Origin of the sequence: Bradyrhizobium diazoefficiens (assembly GCF_016616235.1) — a bacterium.
Lineage (GTDB): Bacteria > Pseudomonadota > Alphaproteobacteria > Rhizobiales > Xanthobacteraceae > Bradyrhizobium > Bradyrhizobium diazoefficiens_H.
The window spans coordinates 3196413-3217325 of sequence record NZ_CP067100.1 but is presented as its reverse complement, the minus strand read 5'-3'; the positions used below and the strand labels follow the sequence as shown (position 1 = coordinate 3217325).

The following is a 20913-nucleotide window of genomic DNA, read 5'->3' as shown; positions in this document are numbered from 1 at the left end:
CGTGCAACATGAGCACAGCCCTCTCCCCCCTGCTCGCGCCGATGCTGTCGAGCGCGGCCATGCGCGCGATCTGCGACGACCGGTCGACCCTGCAATACATGCTCGATTTCGAGGCAGCCCTGGCACGCGCCGAGGCCGCCACGGGTGTGATTCCCGCAGCCGCGGTGGGCCCTATCGAAGCCGCTTGCAGGGCTTCTTCCTTTGACATGATCGCGCTGGCCGAGGCCGCGACGCGGTCCGGCAATCTGGCGATTCCCCTGGTCAAGGCGCTGACCGCCAGCGTCGGCAAGGCAGATGGCGAGGCCGCGCGCTACGTGCATTGGGGCGCGACCAGCCAGGACGTCATCGACACCGCGACGATGCTCACCCTTCGCGCCGGCATCGATGCGCTGGACGCCGACCTCAGCCGCGCCATCAAGGGTTTTGCGGCGCTGGCACGCAAGCACCGCGACACCGCGATGGTGGCGCGGACCTGGCTCCAGCATGCGCTGCCGATGCCGTTCGGACTGAAGGCCGCCGAATATGCCGCAAGCCTTGCCCGCGCGCGCTGCCGCCTGCGCCGGCTCTCCCGCGAGGATCTCGCGCTGCAGTTCGGCGGCGCCGCCGGAACGCTCGCCGCGCTCGGCGACAAGGGGCTCGCGGTCGCCGAACAGCTGGCCCAGGAGCTGAACCTGCCGCTGCCCGAAGCACCCTGGCACACCCATCGGGACCGGATCGCCGAAGCTGCATCCGCCTTTGCGATTCTCGCCGGAAGCTGCGGCAAGATCGCGCGCGACATCTCGCTGCTGATGCAGACCGACGTCGGCGAAGCGTTCGAGCCCGCCGGCGAAGGCCGCGGCGGCTCCTCGACCATGCCGCACAAGCGCAACCCGGTCGCCGCCGCAAGCGCACTGGCTTGCGCGACTATGGCGCCCCAACTGGCAGCGACGATCTTTGCCGCTCAGGTGCAGGACCACGAGCGCAGCGCCGGTCCGTGGCACGCGGAATGGCCGACGCTGCCGCAATTGATGCTGGTCTCTTCAGGCGCGGTCGCCGCGATCGTCGATATCGCCGAGGGCCTCGATGTCGATGCGGCGCGCATGCGCAGCAACCTCGATGCGACGCATGGCCTGATCATGGCGGAAGCGGTGACCTTTGCGCTGGCAGACAAGATCGGCAAGCGCGATGCGCATCATCTGATCGAGGCCGCCAGCAAGCGCGCGGTCGCCGAGAACAAGCATCTGCGCGAGGTGCTGTTGGCCGATCCGCAGGTGACTGCGCATCTCGCGCCCGAGAAAGTTGCGGCATTGTTCGAGCCGATGGCCTATCAAGGCGCTTCCCAAGCTTTGATCGACCGGCTGCTCGACAGCCTTGATCGCGACTAAACCTGCCAAATACGACGGAGACGCCGCATGCCCATGATCGATGCCGACGGTTGCCTGATCAACGTCTCCGTCGAGGGCCGCGACGGCGGGCCGACCCTGATGCTCTCCAATTCGCTCGGCTGCACGTTGCAGATGTGGGAGCCGCAGATGAAGGCGCTGACGCAGGTGTTCCGCGTCATCCGCTACGACCGCCGCGGTCACGGCAAATCCGGCGTTCCGCCGGGGCCGTATTCCATGGAGCGATTCGGCCGCGACGTGCTGGCGATCCTCGACGACCTCAACATCGAGAAGGTGCATTGGTGCGGCCTGTCGATGGGCGGCATGGTCGGACAATGGCTGGGCGCAAACGCACCGGAGCGCTTCGGCAAGCTCATCCTCGCCAACACCTCCTGCTACTATGCCGAGCCGACCAAATGGCTGGAGCGCATCGACGCCGTGAAGAAGGGCGGCATCGCGGCCGTGGCCGATGCGGTAATCGCCGGCTGGCTGACAGCCGATTTCCGCGAGCGCGAGCCTGACATTACCGCGAAGATGAAGTCGATGCTGCTCGCGACCCCAGTCGAAGGGTATCTCGCCTGCTGCGAGGCGCTGTCGACGCTCGACCAGCGCGCGCTGCTGCCCAGGATCAAGAGCCCGACGCTTGTCATCGCCGGCCGCCACGACATGGCGACGCCGATCTCGGCGGGTGAGCTGATCCGCTCGAACATTCCCAGCGCCAGCATGACCATCATCGACGCCGCCCACATTTCCAATGCCGAGCAGCCACATGCGTTCACGGATGCGGTGGTGGGTTTTCTGACGCAACGCTAGTCAAGCAACACCGTCATTGCGAGGAGCTCTTGCGACGAAGCAATCCAGAAATCCCTCCGCGGTGACAGTCTGGATTGCTTCGTCGCAAGAGCTCCTCGCAATGACGGAGAGGAGGATAGAGAATGGACGACCAGAAGCGCCGCGATGCCGGCATGAAGGTGCGCCGAAAAGTGCTGGGCAATGCCTGGGTCGACAAGTCAATCGCGAACCGCAACGCCTTCAACACAGACTTCCAGGACATGATCACCCGCTATGCCTGGGGCGAGATCTGGACCCGGCCGCATTTCGACGAGCGCACGCGGCGCGTGCTCGTGATCGGCACCATGGTCGCGCTGGGGCAATGGGACGAATTCCGCCTGCACGTGCGCGCGGCGCTGGCCGAGGGCGGCTTCACGCCCGACGACATCAAGGAAATCCTGTTGCAGCAGGCGATCTATTGCGGCGTGCCGGCGGCGAACCACGCCGTCAAGGAAGCCTCAGCGATTGTGCAGGAACTCGGCCTGCTCAAGAGCTAGCGGCGCGGCGGTCTCGACCGCCTCCCGAACGAGCTTGGGCGCGGCCTCGGGCTTCTCGATCACCACCACGATGGCGGCGCCGAGCAAGAGCAGCAGTTCGGTGGCATGCAGGCGGAGCGCGGCCATCTCGCCGACCTTCGAGGCCATCACCATGCTGGCGAACGAGATCAGGCTGCCGATCGCCAGCGCGATCGCGAGCGCCTCGTCACTGCCGCCGCTCTTGCGGGTGCGGGGAATGCACAGCAGCACGAGATAGATCGCGAAGAACGCCACCACGGTCGCCCGGCCGAGCGCCAGTAGCCAGGCGGCGCGCACCGTGTCCATCCCGGCCATCTGGAGATGGTCGCTGAGGAACAGGGCGACCGCGACGCTCGGCCGCTCGTACAGGCCGTGCACCGGCGCCACCATGATATTGAAGGCGACCAGGGCCCAGGCTGGAATGAAGTATGCCGCCAGCAGCGCGCCGTTGACCGAGCCGATCCGCCAATTCCTGAACATGCCGCTACCCGCTTCGCCTGCCACGCGCCTTCGACAAAAGGCTTTGCAGGGAGCTAACTCGCATCAGACTGTGGCGGCAATTTAAACCCTTTGTTTACCTTAACTAGCGTGCCGCCCGGCTCGTCATTCCGAGGCGGCCCGTGGAGCCGAACTATGGTGCGCAATGCGCACCGGAGAACCTCGAGATTTCCAGGTCTGGTCCTTCGGACCATCCCGGAGTGACGGAGAAGATGGAAAAAAAAGCCCCGCCTTTCGGCAGGGTCCCTCCTTGCTACTCTTGCCTTGCTACTCTTCGCTCTTGCAATCCCTTGAGCTCCCGAAACTCATTCCTGACCGCTTTGCTGGCCGGGACGGTCGCCCTGGCGCATCGGATCCTGCTGCTGCTGTCCGGGCTTCTGGCCGCCGCCCTGCTGCTGTTGCGGGTTGCGCTGGCCGGGATTTTGACTCTGCTGGCCCGGATTCTGGTTCTGCTGCTTCGTCATTCGGGAAACTCCCTTGTTGGACGTCGGAGATAACGGGGGGCCTGCATTTTGGTTGCCGGTGGAACCCGATTCCTCGCACCTGCGGAACCGCCGGGATACGTTCGTGGCCGAAATGAGCTCTGTACAAGCCTTTGTGCCGAGGCCAGGGCTGTTGCGGCGGCCAGTTCCCTGCTGTTACAAAACGGGAAGAATGCTGAGGGGCTGCCGGGGCCCAAGAAATCACTCTCTTCCTCTTCAGAGCTCTCTTTGAGCCCGCGTCAGGTTTGGTAACGGCAGCATATGGATTATTTCACCCAGCAGCTCATCAACGGCCTCGTGCTCGGCTCGATCTACGGCCTGATCGCGATCGGCTACACGATGGTCTACGGCATCGTGGGCATGATCAACTTCGCCCACGGCGACATCTTCATGATCGGCGGCTTCATCGCGCTGATCACCTTCCTGATCCTGATCTCGCTCGGCCTGACCGCGATCCCGGTGATCCTGCTGGTGGTGCTGCTGGTCTCGATGGCGATCACCGCGCTCTATGGCTGGACCATCGAGCGCATTGCCTACCGGCCGCTGCGACATTCCTTCCGCCTTGCCCCGATGCTGTCGGCGATCGGCATGTCGTTCGTGCTGACCAATTACTCGCAGGTGGCGCAGGGCGCGCGCGTCAAGCCGATTCCGCCCTTCATCACCGGTGGCTACACGCTGCATGAGAGCGCGGACGGCTTCGTCATCCAGCTCTCCAATATCCAGATCATGGTGGTCATCACCACCATCGTGCTGCTGGCGATCTTCACCTGGCTGGTGTCGCGCACAAGGCTCGGCCGCGACATGCGCGCCTGCGAGCAGGACCAGACCATGGCCGCGCTGCTCGGGGTCGACGTCGACCGCACCATCTCCATGACCTTCGTGATCGGCGCCGCGCTCGCCGCGGTCGCCGGCCTGATGTACCTGCTGTATTACGGGCTGGTCGATTTCTTCATGGGCTTCGTCGCCGGCATCAAGGCGTTCACCGCGGCCGTGCTCGGCGGCATCGGCTCGCTGCCGGGCGCGATGCTCGGCGGGCTCGCGATCGGCCTGATCGAGACGTTCTGGTCGGCCTATTTCTCGGTCGAGTACAAAGACGTCGCGGCGTTCTCGATCCTGATCGTGGTGCTGATCTTCATGCCGACCGGCCTGCTCGGCCGCCCCGAAGTCGAAAAAGTCTGACGGTCGCGCGCGTGACACCCATTCCACACCAAACCACCCACGCAAGTCGCACCATTGGCATCCCCGCCCTCCTGAAGACAGCTTTCATCAACGCGCTGATCGCCCTGGTGCTGTTCTCGCTGATGATCGGCATCCGCACCGAGGCGGGCTCCTCCGGCCAGCTCACCTATTGGACCCGCTTCGGCGAGCTCGCATCGCTCGTTGCCGCGGTGTTCGGCGGCTCGATCGTGATCGAACTCTTGCGGCAATGGATCGGCCCGACCGGCGCCGAGAAGCTGGTGCCGCCTGGCGTGCAGAGCGGCCTGTCGTTCATCGGCCGCTACCTCGCGCCGGCGCTCTTGATCTTCACGCTGCTGGTGCCCGTCATCTTCTATAACCAGCGCTACATCCTCGACCTCGCAATCCTCGTGCTCACCTACGTCATGCTGGGCTGGGGATTGAATGTCGTGGTCGGCCTCGCCGGCCTGCTCGATCTCGGCTATGTCGCCTTCTACGCGGTCGGCGCCTATTCCTACGGGCTGCTCGCCACCAATTTTGGCTGGTCGTTCTGGATCTGCCTGCCGCTCGCCGGCATCCTCGCCGCGTTCTGGGGCGTGCTGCTCGGGTTCCCCGTGCTGCGCCTGCGCGGCGACTATCTCGCCATCGTGACGCTCGCCTTCGGCGAGATCATCCGCCTCGTCATCATCAACTGGCAGGATTTGACCGGCGGTCCCAACGGCGTCTCCGGCATTCCGCGCCCCTCCTTCTTCGGCATTCCGCTCGACAGCAGCGAGGACGGTCTGGCGGCCCGGCTCGGCATCGAGTACTCGCCGACCCACCGCATCGTCTTTCTGTTCTATCTGATCCTGGCGCTGGCCCTGCTCACCAACTGGGTGACGATTCGGCTCCGCCGCCTGCCGATCGGCCGGGCCTGGGAGGCCTTGCGCGAGGACGAGGTCGCCTGCCGCGCGCTCGGCATCAACACCACGACGACCAAGCTCACCGCGTTCGCGACCGGCGCGATGTTCGGCGGTTTCGCCGGCGCGTTCTTCGCCACGCGCCAGGGCTTCATCAGCCCGGAATCCTTCACCTTCCAGGAATCGGCGCTGGTGCTCGCCATCGTCGTGCTCGGCGGCATGGGCTCGCAACTCGGCGTGGCGCTCGCCGCGCTTGCCATGATCGGCGGTTTCGAATTGTTCCGCAGCCTCGAGACCTATCGCATGCTGGTGTTCGGCATGGCCATGGTGCTGATCATGATCTGGCGGCCGCGCGGCCTGATTGGCCATCGCGCCCCGACCGTGTACCTGACCAAGGCGCAGGCGATCTCCTCCGACCTCGTCAAGGAAGGGCACGGATGAGCGGCGACAAGATTCTCAGCCTCGACCGGCTGACGATGCGCTTCGGCGGCATCGTCGCCGTGCAGGACCTGTCGCTCGCTGCCGAGCGGAAAAAGATCACCGCGCTGATCGGACCGAACGGCGCCGGCAAGACCACGGTGTTCAACTGCATCACCGGGTTCTACAAGCCGAGCAGCGGCGCCATCCGGCTCAGCCATGACGACGGCAGGGTGATCGCGCTGGAGAAGCTGAACGATTTCCGCATCGCCAAGCAGGCTAAGGTGGCGCGCACGTTCCAGAACATCCGCCTGTTTCCCGGCATGACCGCGCTGGAAAACCTGATGGTGGCGCAGCACAACGCCTTGATGCGCGCCTCCGGCTTCACCCTCCTCGGTCTCCTCGGCGTCCCGGCCTACCGCGAGGCCGAGAAGCGAGCGATCGATCTCGCCACCGACTGGCTCAAGCGAGTCAACCTGCTCGACCGCGCCGATGACGCTGCCGGCAATTTCGCCTATGGCGACCAGCGCCGGCTCGAGATCGCACGCGCGATGTGCACCGAGCCTGCGCTGCTCTGCCTGGACGAGCCCGCCGCCGGCCTCAATGCGCGCGAGAGCGCCGCCTTGAGCGAACTGCTGCTCTCGATCCGCAACGATGGCACCTCGATCCTGCTGATCGAGCACGACATGTCCGTGGTGATGGAAATCTCCGACCACATCGTGGTGATGGACCATGGCGTCAAGATCGCGGAAGGCTCGCCCCGCGAGGTCCGCGACGACCCGAAGGTGATCGCCGCCTATCTCGGTGCCGACGAGGACGAGGCGGTGGCGGTGATGGAGAGCGGGTCGTGACGTCACCCACCCCCCTGCTCGCGATCCGCGGTCTTCGCGCCGCCTACGGCAAGATCGAGGCGCTGAAGGGCGTCGACATCGAGATCAATGCCGGCGAGATCGTGGCGCTGATCGGCGCCAACGGCGCCGGCAAGTCGACGCTGATGATGACGATCTTCGGCAAGCCGCGCGCCCGTGCCGGCCAGATCCTCTACGAAGGCCGCGACATCACCGACGTCCCCACCCACACGATCGCGCATTTGCGCATCGCGCAATCGCCTGAGGGACGCCGTATCTTCCCGCGCATGAGCGTCGCCGAAAACCTGCAGATGGGAGCGGACGCCACCGAGTGCACCGACACTGAGCGCGACGCGACGCTGCAGCGCGTGTTCACGTTGTTCCCGCGCTTGAAGGAACGCTACGTGCAGCGCGGCGGAACCCTGTCCGGCGGCGAGCAGCAGATGCTGGCGATCGGCCGCGCCCTGATGAGCCGCCCCCGGCTGCTCCTGCTCGACGAGCCCTCGCTTGGGCTCGCCCCGCTGATCGCTCGCCAGATTTTCGATGCGATCCGCACCCTGAACCGGCAGGACGGCCTCACCGTGCTGATCGTCGAGCAGAACGCCAACCATGCCCTCAAGCTCGCACATCGCGGCTATGTCATGGTCAATGGCCTGATCACGCTGGCGGGCACCGGCGCCGAATTGTTGCAGCGCCCGGAGATCCGCGCCGCCTACCTGGAAGGCGGCCGGCACAGCTGAGGTCGCCCGAGAAGCGGGCCAGTGCCGACCGCGTGCGGCGGAATGTGGCGAGATATCTCCACAAATGCCCGTATTTTGCCGGTGACTTCTCCTCGAATTCATTCAAGAATGGCGCCGGTTTGGACCGGGCACACGCCCGGCAACTTCCACAGGCGACCACCCGCGAGGTATCTCATGAAATCACTCAAGCTCATCGGTCTGGCATTCGGCGCATCGCTCGCGCTCTTGAGCGCGGCATTCGCGCAGGATGTCACCGTCGCAGTCGCAGGCCCGATGACCGGCGGCGAGTCCGCCTTCGGCCGCCAGATGAAGAACGGCGCCGAGATGGCCGTGGCCGATATCAACGCCGCCGGCGGTGTCAACGGCAAGAAGCTTGCGCTCGACGTCGAGGACGATGCCTGCGATCCGAAGCAGGCGCGCTCGGTCGCCGAGAAGATCGCCAGCGCCAAGATGCCGTTCGTCGCCGGCCACTATTGCTCGTCATCGTCGATCCCGGCGTCCGAAGCCTATGCCGACGGCAATGTGCTCCAGATCACGCCGGCCTCGACCAATCCCACCTTCACCGAGCGCAAGCTGTGGAACGTGGCGCGCGTCTGCGGCCGGGACGATCAGCAGGGCCTGATCGCGGCCCAGTACATCGCCAAGAATTTCAAGGGCAAGAACATCGCGATCCTCAACGACAAGACCACCTATGGCAAGGGTCTTGCCGATGAGACCAAGAAGGCGCTCAACAAGGCCGGCATCACCGAGAAGATGTACGAGTCCTACAACAAGGGCGACAAGGACTTCAACGCGATCGTCTCGCGCCTGAAGCGCGACAACATCGACCTCGTCTATGTCGGCGGCTACCACCAGGAGAGCGGCCTGATCCTGCGCCAGATGCGCGATCAAGGCCTCAAGACGATCCTGATGGCCGGCGACGCGCTCGCCGACAAGGAGTACGCCTCCATCACCGGCCCCGCCGGCGAAGGCACGCTGTTCACCTTCGGCCCCGACCCGCGCAACAAGCCGACCGCCAAGAAGATCGTCGAGGCGTTCAAGGCCAAGGGAATCGACCCCGAAGGCTACACCCTCTACACCTATGCTGCGATGCAGGTCTGGTCGCAGGCAGCCAAGAAGGCCGGCACCACCGACGCCAAGAAGGTCATGGAAGCGATGAAGGCCGGCAAGTGGGACACCGTGATCGGCCCGATCGAGTATGACGCCAAGGGCGACATCAAGCAGATCGACTACGTCGTCTACAAGTGGGACGCCAAGGGCGGCTACGCCGAGGTCAGCGGCCAGGGCACCTGATGCGCCTGCCGGGCTTCACGCCACCAATCATCACGACGCCCCGGCTTGCCCCGGGGCGTTTCTTCTTGCCGCAAGGTCAGACGGCAGCTGGCAGTTCGCCGCCGGCCGCGGCCTGGGCCTTGCGCAGCGCTTGCAGCAGATCGTTCGGCCGGAACGGCTTTTGCAGGCAGACGACGTCGGCGAGGTGAGGCGATTGTTCCATGAAGTCGAGCGCCGTCACCCCCGATACCGCGATGATTGGGAGCCCCGGCGCACGCTCGCGCAGGCTCGCGATGACATCGACGCCGTTGGTGTCACCAAGAAAGATGTCGACGATCGCTGCGTCAAACCGGCCATCGGCAAAGGCTTTCAACCCCGCCGCGCCGCTCTCCGCCTCCACGACCTCGAAACGATTGACCCGGAGCACGATCGCGATCATCGCGCGGACGTCCTTCTGGTCGTCGATGATGAGAACGCGGGGCATGGGAACAACTCCCGACATCGATATCAATTGGCGTGATTCAATCCTGGAACCCGCCGCAGCGGAGGGGCATTATGACACCGTCCAGTAAATCGCATCTTACCCGATCCCTATTCCGTGTTCCCACCCAGATTAAGTAAGCTGTAACCTTCGGTTGAGTCGCGGTCGCAACGGCTCGGGATTCGGGCCCAGAACCCGCTACCATGCAGCAAGGCTGCGGGCTCCGAATGAAGTCGGCGAAGATGGCCCAGACCGGTCCGCGAGAGGTTGACGTGCCTGCCACGATAGACCGAAGCACATTCCTTTCGACCTTGCCGGCGACTTCGACCGATCGCACCGCGGCGTTGTGGATTGTGGGCGTCTCCTCGATCCTGTTCGCGCTGGCGGTTCCCTTCGCAGGCATGCCGCTGCTGCCGGTCCCCGCATTTGTGGCGAGCTATCAATCGGCCCTCGCCGTCAGCGACATCATCACTGCGGTGCTGCTGCTGTCGCAGTTTGCGGTCCTGCGCACCCGCGCGCTGCTGTGGCTCGCGACCGGCTACCTGTTCACCGCCGCGGCAGCGCTGGTCCATGCCCTCACCTTCCCGGGCCTGTTCGCGCCGGCCGGGCTTTTCGGCGCGGGCGGGCAGACCACGGTCTGGCTGTACATGATCTGGCACGGCGGCTTCCCGCTGTTCGTGCTGGGCTACGCGTGGCTCAAGGAAAAGGACGGCGGCCAGAGGATCCGGGGTGCGACAAGCAACGCGATACTCGCCTGCGTGCTTGGCGTCGTCGCTGCGATCGCTATCTTCGCCTGGATCGTCACCGCCCAGCACGACCTGCTGCCGGTCTTGCTGCGCGACGGCCACTACACGCCGACCATGATCGGCGTCGTGTCCTTCGTGTGGTCGCTGAGCTTCGCCGCGCTCGTCTCGCTCTGGTTCCGCAGACCGCATTCGATTATCGATGTCTGGCTCATGGTGGTCATGTGCGCCTGGCTGTTCGACATCGCGCTCTCCGCGATCGTCAATGTCGCGCGCTTCGATCTCGGCTTCTACGCCGGCCGCCTCTACGGTCTTGGCGCCGCGAGCTTCGTGCTCGCGGTCCTGCTGATCGAGAACGTTCGGCTCCAGGCGCAGACGGTGGGCCTCGTCGGCAGGCTCCGCGAGCAGTCGGCGTCGGATCGTGACTTCTACAGCAAGCGCCTGGCGCTGTACGGCGCCGTCATCGAGTCCTCCAATGATGCCATCGTTACGAAAACGCTCGACGGCATCATCACCGGCTGGAACAAGGCCGCAGAGCATCTGTTCGGCTATTCCGCCGCGGAGGCCATAGGCAAGCCGATCGACATCATCGTGCCGCCGGATCGGAAGGCCGAAGTCAGGAGTATCCTCAACCGGATCTCCGGCAACGAGTCGATCGCCCAGCACCAGACGGTGCGGGTTCGAAAGGACGGCCGTCCGCTTGACGTCGTCCTCAATATCTCTCCATTGAGATCAGACAACGGAGAGATCATCGGCGCCTCCAAGATCGCTCATGACGTCACCGAGGAGAAGCAGGCGCAGGAGAAGCTTCGCCGCGAGATCGAGGAGCGCCAGCGCATCTTCGAGACCTCGCAGGACCTCATCCTGGTCACCGACGGCTTCGGCAATTTCATCCAGGTCAGCCCCAGCGTGAAGAACATCCTGGGCTTCAACCCGGAAGACATGGTCGGACATAGCGCGATCGAGTTCATCCACCCCGATGATCTCGATAAGACGCGGGAGGAGATGCGTGCGGCGCGGCGGGGCGCGGTCAAACGCAGCTTCGAGGCGCGCTACTATCACTATGACGGCCACGAGGTCACGCTGAACTGGATGGGCACCTGGTCCGAACCGGTGAAGCGCCATTTCTTCATCGGCCGCGACCTCACGGAGAAGCAGGCCGCCGAGGCGCAGCTGAGGCAGGTCCAGAAGATGGACTCGATCGGCCAGTTGACCGGCGGCGTCGCCCACGACTTCAACAACGTCCTGACCGTCATCACCGGCACAATCGGCATTTTGGCCGATGCCGTGGCCGACCGGCCGGAGCTTGCCGCCATCACCAAGCTGATCGACGATGCCGCCGAGCGCGGGGCGCAGCTGACCAAGCATCTGCTCGCCTTCGCCCGCAAGCAGCCGCTGCAGCCGCGCGAGATCGATGTCAATGCGCTGGTGCTCGAGGCCGCGAAGCTGCTGCATCCGACCCTGGGCGAGCAGATCACCATCTTGCCGCAGCTGACCGAGGATGCCTGGCCGACGCTGGTCGACCCGGGCCAGCTCTCCACCGCGATCCTCAATCTTGCGCTGAATGCACGTGATGCCATGCCCGACGGCGGCACACTGGTGCTGGAGACCCGCAACATCTTCCTCGATGACGGCTATGCCAGTATGAATCCCGACGTCGTTGCCGGCAATTACGTGATGATCGCGGTCAGTGACACCGGCAGCGGCATTCCGCCCGACCTGATCGAACGGGTGTTCGATCCGTTCTTCACCACCAAGGAGGTCGGCAAGGGCACCGGCCTTGGCCTCAGCATGGTGTTCGGCTTCGTCAAGCAGTCCGGCGGCCACATCAAGATCTACAGCGAGCAAGGCCACGGCACGAGCGTGAAGATCTATTTGCCGCGCTCGAGTGGCGTGCAGGAAACCGAGACCGAGGCGCTCCAGAACGCGCCCATTGCCGGCGGCAACGAGAAGATCCTGATCGTCGAGGACGACGCCTTGGTGCGGCAGTATGTCGTGACCCAGATCAAGAGCCTCGGCTATGCCGCGCTCGAGGCCGCCAACGCGGCCGAAGCGCTCACCATCATCGATGCCGACGAGCACATCGACCTGCTCTTCACCGACGTCATCATGCCCGGCAACATGAACGGGCGGCAGCTCGCCGACGAGGCAGCCCGCCGCCGCCCTGACCTGAAGACGCTTTTCACCTCGGGCTACACCGAGAACGCCATCGTCCATCACGGCCGGCTCGATTCCGGCGTGCTGCTGCTGGCCAAGCCCTACCGCAAGTCGGAGCTCGCCAAAATGCTCAGGACCGCCCTGGCGAGTTGAGCCCGGCCTGCGCGTGCGCTATCGCTGATGCGTGCAGCGCATGGAGTTTCGTCCTTGAACAACCTCCTTACCGATATCGCCGGCGTCCGCGTCGGCCATGCCGAAGACGCGAAGCTCGCCTCCGGCACGACGGCAATCGTGTTCGACCAGCCGGCGGTGGCCGCGATTGATGTCCGCGGCGGCGGCCCCGGCACGCGCGAGGTCTCGCTGCTCGACGTCGTCAACACGGTCGAGCGCATCGACGCGATCGCGCTCTCCGGTGGCTCCGCCTTCGGCCTCGATGCCGGCGGCGGGGTGCAGGCCTGGCTCGCCGAACAGGGTCGCGGCTTCAGGATCCGCGAAGCCGTGATCCCCGTCGTGCCGGGCGCGATCGTGTTCGACCTGCTCAATGGCGGCGACAAGGCCTGGGGCCGCTTTTCGCCCTATCGCGACCTCGGCTATGCCGCGGCGGCATCCGCCGGCACCGACTTCGCGCTCGGCAACGTCGGCGCTGGCCTCGGCGCCACCACCGCCACCTTCAAGGGCGGGCTTGGCTCGGCGTCGGCCGTGACCGCGAACGGCATCAAGGTCGCCGCGATCATGGTGGTGAATGCTGTCGGCAGCGTCACCGTCGGCGACGGTCCGTGGTTCTGGGCCGCGCCGCTCGAGCAGAACGGCGAATTCGGCGGACGCGGGCTGCCGCCAAATTTCACGCCGGATATGCTGGCGATGCGCATCAAGGGCGGCCCGGCCGCGAGCGAGCGCGAGAACACCACGATCGGCCTCGTCGTCACGGACGCGATCCTGAGCAAGGCGCAGGCCAAGCGGCTCGCGATGATCGCCCAGACCGGCTTTGCCCGCGCGATCTATCCGGTCCACGCCCCGCTCGACGGCGACGTGCTGTTTGCAGCTGCGACCTGCGAGAAGCCGATCGAACCGCTGGCCGAGCTCACCGAGCTCGGCATGGTCGCCGCCAACGTGGTCGCGCGCGCGATCGCCCGCGGCGTCTACAGCGCGGCCGCCTTGCCGTTCCCAGGCGCACTGCCGGCGTGGAGGGATCGGTTCGGCTAGAAACGAAACGGCGGGTCCGGCGTTTCCTTGAAGGGGCAAGGTGAACCGTCATGCCGTCTTCTGTGATCCGCTTCTTTCGCTATGCGCCCGACACGCGCGAGCTGAAGGTGACTTTCGTCAGCGGCCGCATCTATGTCTACGAGGACGTTCCGCCCGAGATTGCCGCCGCATTCAAGGAGGTGCGCTCAAAAGGAACGTTCTTCAACCGGGAGATCCGTGACCGCTATGCCTGTCGCGAGATCACGCGTGAGTACTCCCACTGAAGCTCACACGCTCATCGACATCGAAGAAGCCGCGGACCCCGCCGCCGACTGCGCCTGGCGCTGCATCATCTGGCCGAACCAGTCATAGGGCGAGTTGCCGCCGCCGCTCGCATTTGACGAGCTGGAGGCGCCCGGCACCGTGGTCGACATCTTGAAGCCGTCGGCATAGGTGACGGTAGTGGTTGTCGAGCCGTCGGCATTGGTCGTGGTGGTCGCGGTCGAGCCGCCGCTCGACGAGGACGAGGAATCCGATCCATCGCCCGAGCCGCCGGCACCTTGCGCCTGATGGTGGCCGTGATGGCCGCTCTTCAGCGCCTTCGACATCTCGTCCAGGCTGACGCTGCCGTCGGAATTCGTATCCATCTTGGAGAAGACGTCGTCGGCCTGCGCCAGATTGGTGCCGCCGGCGCCCAGCGCGTTCTCGAATTCGGACTTGGTGATGTTGCCGTCGCCGTTCGCATCGATCTGCGAGAACAGGTCCTTCAGCGCCGCGTCCTGGCTCGTTGACTTCGAGGAGGTCGAGCCCGACGAGGCCGAGTTGGTCGCGCTGCCGGCCGCGTCCGACGACTGGCTCTGCGCCGCGATCAGTGCGCTCATCGTCTCCGGCGAAATCTGCGCACAATTGCCCGAATTGACCGCCGAGGTCGCGCCGCTGCTCGGGCTGCCGCTGTCGATCGCGAACGGATTGGTTGCAGCGCCTTGCGACGATCCGGTCTTCTGGGTCGACGAGGACGCTTTCGAATTCGTCAGCGACTGGATCGCGTCCAGCGCACTCGATACGGCACCAAGGGCGAACAACATTGCACAACTCCAACCGATGCGGCACGCCGCGGCCAATGTTCTGGAGGTGAGGTCAGCAAGCGTCATGCCAGCGCAAAAAGCTCAATGAAATCCGCCCTCGCCGCGCTCGGCGGGTCCGGAAACACCGGCAATTCATGCCGGTTGCGGCAGAAATTTCCGCCCACAGGAAGCGCGCCTCCCCTGCATTGCCCGGCCGGGATGCCCATGTTAGGCGGGACCTGATCTTCCTAGGGGCCGCCACCGGAAACCGCGCCATGACCCAAGCCTTCGCTCCCCGCCCCCTGGCCATCGCACCCTCGATCCTGGCCTCGGATTTCTCCAGGCTCGGCGAGGAGGTGCGTGCGGTGGATGCCGCCGGCGCCGACTGGATCCATCTCGACGTGATGGACGGACATTTCGTCCCCAACATCTCCTATGGCCCCGACGTGATCAAGGCGATGCGCCCGCACACCAAGAAGGTGTTCGACGCGCACCTGATGATCTCGCCCTGCGATCCCTATCTCGAGGCTTTTGCGAAAGCCGGCTGCGACCACATCACCGTGCACGCGGAGGCCGGCCCCCATCTGCACCGCTCGCTCCAGGCGATCCGCGCACTCGGCAAGAAGGCCGGCGTCTCGCTCAACCCGGGCACGCCGATCGGCGTGCTCGAATACGTCCTCGACCTCGTCGACCTCGTGTTGGTGATGTCGGTCAATCCCGGCTTCGGCGGCCAAGCCTTCATCCCTGCCGCGATCGGCAAGATCCGCGATATCCGCGCGATGACGGCGGGCCGTCCGATCGACATCGAGGTCGACGGAGGCGTCGGCCCCGACGTCGCAGGCGCCTTGGCAGCAGCGGGCGCCAACGCCTTCGTCGCCGGCACCTCCGTGTTCAAGGGCGGCACGCAGGACGCCTACAAGGCCAACATCGACGCAATCCGCAACGCGGCACTGGGCGCACGCGGCGAGGCGATCTGAGCTCGATTGAGCTGCAGCGGCCCGCGAGAAATCCGGCTGCTACGGGTGTTGCAGCGCGCAATGCTTCAAATTGCAACTTCGATCCGTACTCATCCGGACTTCACTGATTCGCGCAAATCATCGCAAGTGACTCCTGCCTGCTTTTGACGGGAGCACATCATGACGACGACCCTGGTTTGGACTGGCGTGGCGTTGTGGCTCGGGTTCAATGCCGCGATCGCGGCGCGCTGTATCTATGTGACGCGACCGGTGAAGGTCGCGGCTTCCGCCCGCATCATTTATCTTCATCGCCGTGGAGGTTGAGCGCCATGCAGATCGCACTCATCAAGCGCCAGCCCAGGCGCAGGTGCCGGATTCCGCGCCGCCCGCATCCGGGGCTCGATTACTTCTTCGGCCGCCTCGAGCGCGCCGACGAGTTCTGGGCGGCGATGCCACGCTCGACAATGTCGACCACGAGCATTCGTTTGCCGCGCAACGCCGACGCCGAGACTGCCTCTTTTCGGAACGACCCATGAAACCGCACTGCCCGAACTGCCTGAAGGAAATGACCAAGGCATCCGCCTCGCGCAATCTGTTCAATTGCGAGCCCTGCCGCGAGATCATCCAGTACTTCGGCGGCAGCGCGGATCACGGCGAGCCGGGGCCGCACTTCTCCTGGCCGGTCCGCCGCAAGCGCGCCGTCCACACCGCCCACGCGGCGTGATCTTTCCTAGAGATGATCCGGAAAAGTGCGCAGCGGTTTTCCGGATCATGCTCAAACAAAGAGGGGAAGCGCGATGGCGATTCATCGTAATCGCATCGCGCTTTAGCCCCACACCACGCCGACGTCTGTCCTCGCCGCATCCGCGGCCATCCGCGGCGGCCGCACCACGGTGACGGTGCAGGTCGCCTCTGCAGCCACCTTGGCCGAGACGCTGCCGAGCCAGGTACGCCTGAACGAATTTTGCCGCGCCCCGATGATGAGATGATCGACCGAGTTCATCTCGGCGAATTCCAAGAGCGCCGTGGCGGGATCGACCGCCTCCAGCACGTGAACCGACAGCCGGCTCTCGTCGAGCTTCAGCGGCGTGGCCCAATGCCGGAGCGCCACCAGGCGATCGATGTGCTTGTTGGAGCCCTGCTCGTCCAGAGTCTTGTCAATGGCGATGCGGTTGAGCTTGAGGACATTGACGCAGGCAAGTCGCGCCGAAGGTAACGTGGCCAGAATGCGCTCGGTGGTCATGCGCAGCGCCTCGTTCAGCTCCGGCGCGCCTTCGGCGGTATCGAGCGCGACCGCGACGATCGGGCTCGACGCGATCTGTTCCGCAACGTCGGATTTTGCGCGCGGCTGCATCGCGCCCTGGTTGAAGCGGCGTCGCCACGCGACGCTGAGCGGATCACGCTTGATCCGTTCCGAGCGCGCGGTGAGCTTGACCTGGTCCGGATGGGTGAGATCGAACGCGAGCTGGGACGCTGTCGGATAGCGCCACACCGGCTCGATCTCCAGGCACCGCAGCACGACCTCCTGGAGCCAGGGCGGATAGTCGGCGCGCAGCGCGCGCGGCGGATGCGGATCGCGCCACAGCCTGCGCCGCATTGCGCGCAGTGTCTCGCCCTCGCCGAACGGACGCTCGCCCGTGGTGAAGAAATAGAGCAGCACGCCGAGCGAGAACAGATCGCTGCGCGGATCGTCGCGCACGCCCAGCAGCCGTTCCGGCGCCATATAGGGCGCGGTGCCATAGGGTAGGCGGAACTCCTCCTGCAACAGGTCGGGCAGATGGTTGTGATGCGAGAGACCATAATCGATCAGCACCGCCTCGCCGCTCTCGCGGAACATGATGCTGCTCGGCTTGATGTCGTGATGAATCACGTTTTGCCGGTGCAGATCGGCGAGCGCGGTCGCGACCTTGGCGACGAGCTGCCGCGCCTCGTTGTAAGGCAGCGGCAGATCGGGCAGCCGCTTGTACAGCGTGGTGCCGGCAATGCGCTCGATCACGACATAGGCCTGGTGCGCGAAATCGCCGGTGCCGAAGCACGAGGGCACGTGGGGACCTGCGAGCCGCGGCAGAATCATCATCTCCATCTCGAAGGAGACGATCGCGGCGGGGTCCTCGCCCTCCGATGCCCGCGGGATCTTCATCAGCAGCGGCACGTCGACGCCGGGATGGGTGACCGTCCACAGCGTCGCCATGCCGCCGGCATGGACGCACTCGCCGATGGTGTAGCCATCGATGACAGCGCCCGATTTGACCAGGGGTTTGGGCATTGGCCGCTAGCGCCCCTGCGACAGCCGGTCGGCCAGCCAGTGCGGCAGGCCGTTGTCGCGGATCCGGCGCGCGGCCGCCTCGATATCATAGGGCGCGCGGCAATAGGTGATCTCGCAGGAGACCGTCTCGAACAGCGCGAAGGCCGCTGAAGGATCGCCGTCGCGAGGCTGGCCGACCGAGCCCAGCACCGCCAGCCATCGCCGGCCGCGCAGCAGCGGCACGGAGACATCTGTCTTGGGCAGGAGGCTCGTCATCTTCGCGGTCACCGACATCGAATAGAGCGCCGGGCGGTGGATGTGGCCGCAGAAGGTGACATGGGCCGGCGTCGCGATCAGGCTCTTGGCCGCATCGGCGGTCGAGCGGACATAGTGCCAGCGCTGCGGGCTTGCGGCTTCCGAGTGGACGTAGAGCCGCTCCTTCTCTTCCACGGCCATCGGCAGCTCGGCGAGGAACCGCCGCTGGGCCACGTCGAGCCGGCCACGCGTCCATTCGATCGCGACTTGCGCCTCGGCATTCATCGATTCGGCCGTGCTGTTGACGGCCTCGTCATGGTTGCCGCGGACCGCGATGGCGCCCTCCGCGACCAGCGCCATCGCGGTCTCCACGACCCATTCCGGATCGGCGCCATAGCCGACGAAGTCGCCGAGCAGGACGAATCGCTCCGCGCCCTTGGCGCGCGCCGCCTTCAGGCAGGCCTCGAACGCCTGCCGGTTGCCGTGGATATCCGAGAAGACAGCGAGAAGCACGCACCCTCCACCCTCAAACCTTATTGTGAGCCGATAAAGCCAATTTGAGGGGCGTCAACAGGATGCGCCAGCCGGGGGCGGTTTTCCAGCGCGGCCTTCGCGCGATGGTCTGGCGCGATGATGAAGAGCCTATTGCTCGTCCTTGGGCGGCATCCGGGGCGGCGGCAGCGGGGTGAACACGGCGCCTTGCGCGCCGGCCGGCGGGGCGACGAATTCGCCGGTCGAGGAATCGCCACCGCTGGTCTCCAAGATGGTCTTGGGCGTCACATATTCTCGGACCATGTCGATCAGGCTGCCCTCGCCGCCGCCGAAATCCGCGGCGCGCCCGCCCTGCGGATGCCCAGCCGCGATCTCGTTCTCCGCTGCATGGGTCTTGTCGGCCAGCCTGTCATTATAGGGCACCCGAAATGCGCGCGGGATGCCGCTCGGGCGATTGTCCTCATCGAGCTGCTCGACCCACAGATAGATCGAGCCGGGATCGCCCTCCAGTGAATGCGGCTCGACGATGCGGGCCTTCAGCAGCTTGAATGAGGCCGGCAGCCGGTCGGAACTGGCCCAGCCGAGCAGCCCGCGCATTTCGGTGAAGCTGACGACATAGAAGGCGCTGGTCACGACCACCGCGACCGCTTTGAACGACCAGTGCAGCCGCGCATAGACCAGCACGATCAGCAACAACGCGCCGATGACGGCATAGGCGACCGACAGCGTGAGAATGACCGTTTGCAGGCTAGTCACGGCGTACCCTCGCAGTGTTCTTGCTCACACCGGTCCTCGGGTCGAGATCGCCGCCGTTGCGCCAGCTGCTGCGGAACGTCTCCAAGAGCGATTTTGGCCGTTGGCTCACGTCGACCACCTTGCCCTCGGCATCGAGCCGGAACCGCACCGCGGTCTTTTCGTCGCCGGTGTGGTCGAGCGTGAACTTGTTGTCGAACACCACCTGCGCGGTCGGATTGAGCTTCTGCACCTTCACATTGGCCGTGACAGGCTCGCCTGTCGTGGCAACGAAATGCGAGACATTCACCGTGTATTCGCCGGCGACGATGCCGCGCACGGTCACAATCTCCTCGCGGATGGGCGAAGCGATCTTCTTACCGGCGACCATGATGAAGTCGTTGGCGCCGCCGCGGTCGTCGCGGTCGAGCGTGAGAAAGCCGGCCTCGCGGTGGCGGTACCAGGCGATGTTGCCGGCGGGATCCTGCACGAACAGGTCGAGATCGTCCGGATGGTTGTCCGGCCAGTCCAGCGTGATCATGAACTCGGCCTTGGAGTCGATCTTGCCGTCCTTGGCATCCGGCGAGACCGCGAGCAGCGCCAGGAAGAACAGGAACGCGATCACCTGGAGCGCCTTGAACAGCATCACGCCGAGCGGATCGAACGGCTCCTCGCGCGGATAGAGGCCGAAATCATCCATCATGACGGCGTTCCGGCGCCTTTGATTCCAGCGCCTCTGATCTCAGCGCCCTTGATATCAGCGCCTTGGCGCTCGAGCACCGGCGTCACATAGGTCTCGGTCAGCACCACCGCGTCCGAGAATACCCGCTGGGTCGCAGCATCCAGCATGTAATACTGGATGCGGACCAGGATCGAGCCGACGAGGCCGGCAAGCGTCGTATACATCGCCACCGCCATGCCATCGCTCATCAGGCCCATCGAGGAGCGCATCGCGACCTTGTCGGCGGCGTCCAGCCCCGCGATCGGCGCCAGCATGATGATGAAGCCGATGACGGTCCCGAGCAGGCCGAGCTTCATCAGCGTATCCGAAACGAACGCGCCGAAACCATTGGAGCCGCGCAGCCGGTCGGCGAGCGTGCGTAACAGCAAGGTCTGGTCGACCGGCCGGTAGTCCTGCGCGGCGGCTTTGGTCACCAGGCTCTCGATATGGTCCCGCACCAGCCCGCGCGGCAGCGCCGTCGCGCGCGCGTCGAGCAGCTTGCCGCCGTCAGGCGCCGCAAGCACCGCGCGGCAGCGCCGCGCCGCAGCGCCTTCACGCGAGATTGCCCGCGTGCGCAGGAAGCAATGACCGCAGGTCATGATGTAGAGCGCCGCGATGACGCTGGAAATGTAGGTGCGGTCCGAGGTCAGCATCAGATGAATCAGGCCGAACCGCCAGAGCAGCACGAGGGCGAAGATCGACAGGCCGGTGAAAATCATCCAGAACAGCAGCGCGCTGCGCTCGGATGGGTCGGTCGCTGCAGGCGCGATCGGTCCAATCGTCATCGAACTCATGTTGCACCGCTCCTTACCTTGCAAGCACTGGCTTGCAACGATTCCACCCCGA

General features: G+C 65.2%; 24 protein-coding genes. 15 read left to right on the top strand and 9 right to left on the bottom strand.

Features of this window, described 5'->3' with window-relative positions; all coding sequences use genetic code 11:
* The first annotated feature begins 8 nt into the window (after positions 1 to 8).
* From JJB99_RS15160 to JJB99_RS15150, 3 genes are all read left to right on the top strand, one after another.
* On the top strand, positions 9 to 1364 hold the full coding sequence (locus JJB99_RS15160) for a 3-carboxy-cis,cis-muconate cycloisomerase (RefSeq protein ID WP_200499505.1): 1356 nt from the start codon (positions 9 to 11) through the stop codon (positions 1362 to 1364).
* A 27-nt stretch (positions 1365 to 1391) separates the two neighbouring features.
* A complete protein-coding gene (gene pcaD, locus JJB99_RS15155) occupies positions 1392 to 2174 on the top strand; it encodes a 3-oxoadipate enol-lactonase (protein ID WP_200499504.1) in 783 nt (260 codons plus the stop codon).
* 122 nt (positions 2175 to 2296) lie between these two features.
* Positions 2297 to 2689, top strand: coding sequence for a carboxymuconolactone decarboxylase family protein (locus tag JJB99_RS15150; RefSeq protein WP_200499503.1), 393 nt, complete (start codon positions 2297 to 2299; stop codon positions 2687 to 2689).
* Here the strand turns inward: JJB99_RS15150 and JJB99_RS15145 are convergent.
* Both JJB99_RS15145 and JJB99_RS15140 read right to left on the bottom strand, forming a co-directional pair.
* Entirely contained in the window at positions 2651 to 3187 is a 537-nt protein-coding gene (locus JJB99_RS15145) for a hypothetical protein (RefSeq protein ID WP_200499502.1), read from the bottom strand. The genes JJB99_RS15150 and JJB99_RS15145 overlap by 39 nt on opposite strands.
* 323 nt (positions 3188 to 3510) lie before the next feature.
* Positions 3511 to 3669, bottom strand: coding sequence for a hypothetical protein (locus JJB99_RS15140; RefSeq protein ID WP_200499501.1), 159 nt, complete (start codon positions 3667 to 3669; stop codon positions 3511 to 3513).
* A 279-nt stretch (positions 3670 to 3948) separates the two neighbouring features.
* Between JJB99_RS15140 and JJB99_RS15135 the strand changes: the two genes are divergently transcribed.
* The 5 genes from JJB99_RS15135 (at position 3949) to JJB99_RS15115 (ending at position 9060) form a co-directional block, all read left to right on the top strand.
* A complete protein-coding gene (locus JJB99_RS15135; RefSeq protein ID WP_200499500.1) occupies positions 3949 to 4866 on the top strand; it encodes an ABC transporter permease subunit in 918 nt (305 codons plus the stop codon).
* 53 nt (positions 4867 to 4919) lie between these two features.
* Positions 4920 to 6203 (top strand): high-affinity branched-chain amino acid ABC transporter permease LivM, encoded by a 1284-nt coding sequence (gene livM, locus JJB99_RS15130; RefSeq protein ID WP_433995789.1) that lies wholly within the window; start codon positions 4920 to 4922, stop codon positions 6201 to 6203.
* Complete coding sequence (locus JJB99_RS15125) at positions 6200 to 7030, top strand: ABC transporter ATP-binding protein (protein ID WP_200499498.1); 831 nt, start codon at positions 6200 to 6202, stop codon at positions 7028 to 7030. Before livM ends, JJB99_RS15125 begins: the two co-directional genes overlap by 4 nt.
* Positions 7027 to 7767, top strand: coding sequence for an ABC transporter ATP-binding protein (locus JJB99_RS15120; protein WP_200499497.1), 741 nt, complete (start codon positions 7027 to 7029; stop codon positions 7765 to 7767). The genes JJB99_RS15125 and JJB99_RS15120 overlap by 4 nt, the downstream gene beginning before the upstream one ends.
* A gap of 174 nt (positions 7768 to 7941) precedes the next feature.
* On the top strand, positions 7942 to 9060 hold the full coding sequence (locus JJB99_RS15115) for a branched-chain amino acid ABC transporter substrate-binding protein (RefSeq protein ID WP_200499496.1): 1119 nt from the start codon (positions 7942 to 7944) through the stop codon (positions 9058 to 9060).
* A 76-nt stretch (positions 9061 to 9136) separates the two neighbouring features.
* Here JJB99_RS15115 and JJB99_RS15110 read toward each other — a convergent pair whose 3' ends face one another.
* Positions 9137 to 9523, bottom strand: coding sequence for a response regulator (locus tag JJB99_RS15110; protein WP_200499495.1), 387 nt, complete (start codon positions 9521 to 9523; stop codon positions 9137 to 9139).
* A 239-nt stretch (positions 9524 to 9762) separates the two neighbouring features.
* Here JJB99_RS15110 and JJB99_RS15105 point away from each other — a divergent pair, with 239 nt between their 5' ends.
* Genes JJB99_RS15105 through JJB99_RS15095 form a run of 3 tightly spaced genes read left to right on the top strand, consistent with a single transcriptional unit; the run spans position 9763 to position 13886 of the window.
* Entirely contained in the window at positions 9763 to 12573 is a 2811-nt protein-coding gene (locus JJB99_RS15105; RefSeq protein WP_433995788.1) for a PAS domain S-box protein, read from the top strand.
* Positions 12574 to 12627: 54 nt separating this feature from the next.
* Positions 12628 to 13623 carry a P1 family peptidase gene (locus JJB99_RS15100; RefSeq protein WP_200499493.1) on the top strand — a complete coding sequence of 332 codons (996 nt, stop codon included), beginning with the start codon at positions 12628 to 12630 and terminating at the stop codon, positions 13621 to 13623.
* Positions 13624 to 13673: 50 nt separating this feature from the next.
* Positions 13674 to 13886 (top strand): KTSC domain-containing protein, encoded by a 213-nt coding sequence (locus JJB99_RS15095; protein WP_200499492.1) that lies wholly within the window; start codon positions 13674 to 13676, stop codon positions 13884 to 13886.
* Between the two features lie 3 nt (positions 13887 to 13889).
* On the opposite strand, the gene JJB99_RS15090 is transcribed toward JJB99_RS15095, so the two are convergent.
* Complete coding sequence (locus JJB99_RS15090) at positions 13890 to 14687, bottom strand: EF-hand domain-containing protein (protein ID WP_200499491.1); 798 nt, start codon at positions 14685 to 14687, stop codon at positions 13890 to 13892.
* A 254-nt stretch (positions 14688 to 14941) separates the two neighbouring features.
* Here JJB99_RS15090 and rpe point away from each other — a divergent pair, with 254 nt between their 5' ends.
* From rpe to JJB99_RS15070, 4 genes are all read left to right on the top strand, one after another.
* The gene (gene rpe, locus JJB99_RS15085; protein ID WP_200499490.1) at positions 14942 to 15643 is read left to right on the top strand and encodes a ribulose-phosphate 3-epimerase; all 702 of its coding nucleotides are present in this window, start codon (positions 14942 to 14944) and stop codon (positions 15641 to 15643) included.
* A 159-nt stretch (positions 15644 to 15802) separates the two neighbouring features.
* Complete coding sequence (locus JJB99_RS15080) at positions 15803 to 15946, top strand: hypothetical protein (protein ID WP_200499489.1); 144 nt, start codon at positions 15803 to 15805, stop codon at positions 15944 to 15946.
* 5 nt (positions 15947 to 15951) lie between these two features.
* Entirely contained in the window at positions 15952 to 16158 is a 207-nt protein-coding gene (locus JJB99_RS15075) for a hypothetical protein (RefSeq protein WP_200499488.1), read from the top strand.
* On the top strand, positions 16155 to 16346 hold the full coding sequence (locus tag JJB99_RS15070; protein WP_200499487.1) for a hypothetical protein: 192 nt from the start codon (positions 16155 to 16157) through the stop codon (positions 16344 to 16346). The genes JJB99_RS15075 and JJB99_RS15070 overlap by 4 nt, the downstream gene beginning before the upstream one ends.
* Before the next feature lie 102 nt (positions 16347 to 16448).
* Here the strand turns inward: JJB99_RS15070 and JJB99_RS15065 are convergent, their stop codons facing one another.
* The 5 genes from JJB99_RS15065 to JJB99_RS15045 form a co-directional block, all read right to left on the bottom strand.
* Complete coding sequence (locus tag JJB99_RS15065; RefSeq protein WP_200499486.1) at positions 16449 to 17888, bottom strand: serine/threonine protein kinase; 1440 nt, start codon at positions 17886 to 17888, stop codon at positions 16449 to 16451.
* A 6-nt stretch (positions 17889 to 17894) separates the two neighbouring features.
* Positions 17895 to 18635, bottom strand: coding sequence for a metallophosphoesterase family protein (locus JJB99_RS15060; RefSeq protein ID WP_200499485.1), 741 nt, complete (start codon positions 18633 to 18635; stop codon positions 17895 to 17897).
* A 129-nt stretch (positions 18636 to 18764) separates the two neighbouring features.
* Entirely contained in the window at positions 18765 to 19370 is a 606-nt protein-coding gene (locus JJB99_RS15055) for a hypothetical protein (protein ID WP_200499484.1), read from the bottom strand.
* Positions 19363 to 20049, bottom strand: coding sequence for a hypothetical protein (locus tag JJB99_RS15050; protein ID WP_200499483.1), 687 nt, complete (start codon positions 20047 to 20049; stop codon positions 19363 to 19365). Before JJB99_RS15050 ends, JJB99_RS15055 begins: the two co-directional genes overlap by 8 nt.
* Positions 20046 to 20861: a MotA/TolQ/ExbB proton channel family protein gene (locus tag JJB99_RS15045; RefSeq protein WP_200499482.1), complete on the bottom strand. Its 816-nt coding sequence runs from the start codon at positions 20859 to 20861 to the stop codon at positions 20046 to 20048. Before JJB99_RS15045 ends, JJB99_RS15050 begins: the two co-directional genes overlap by 4 nt.
* Positions 20862 to 20913 lie beyond the last annotated feature (52 nt).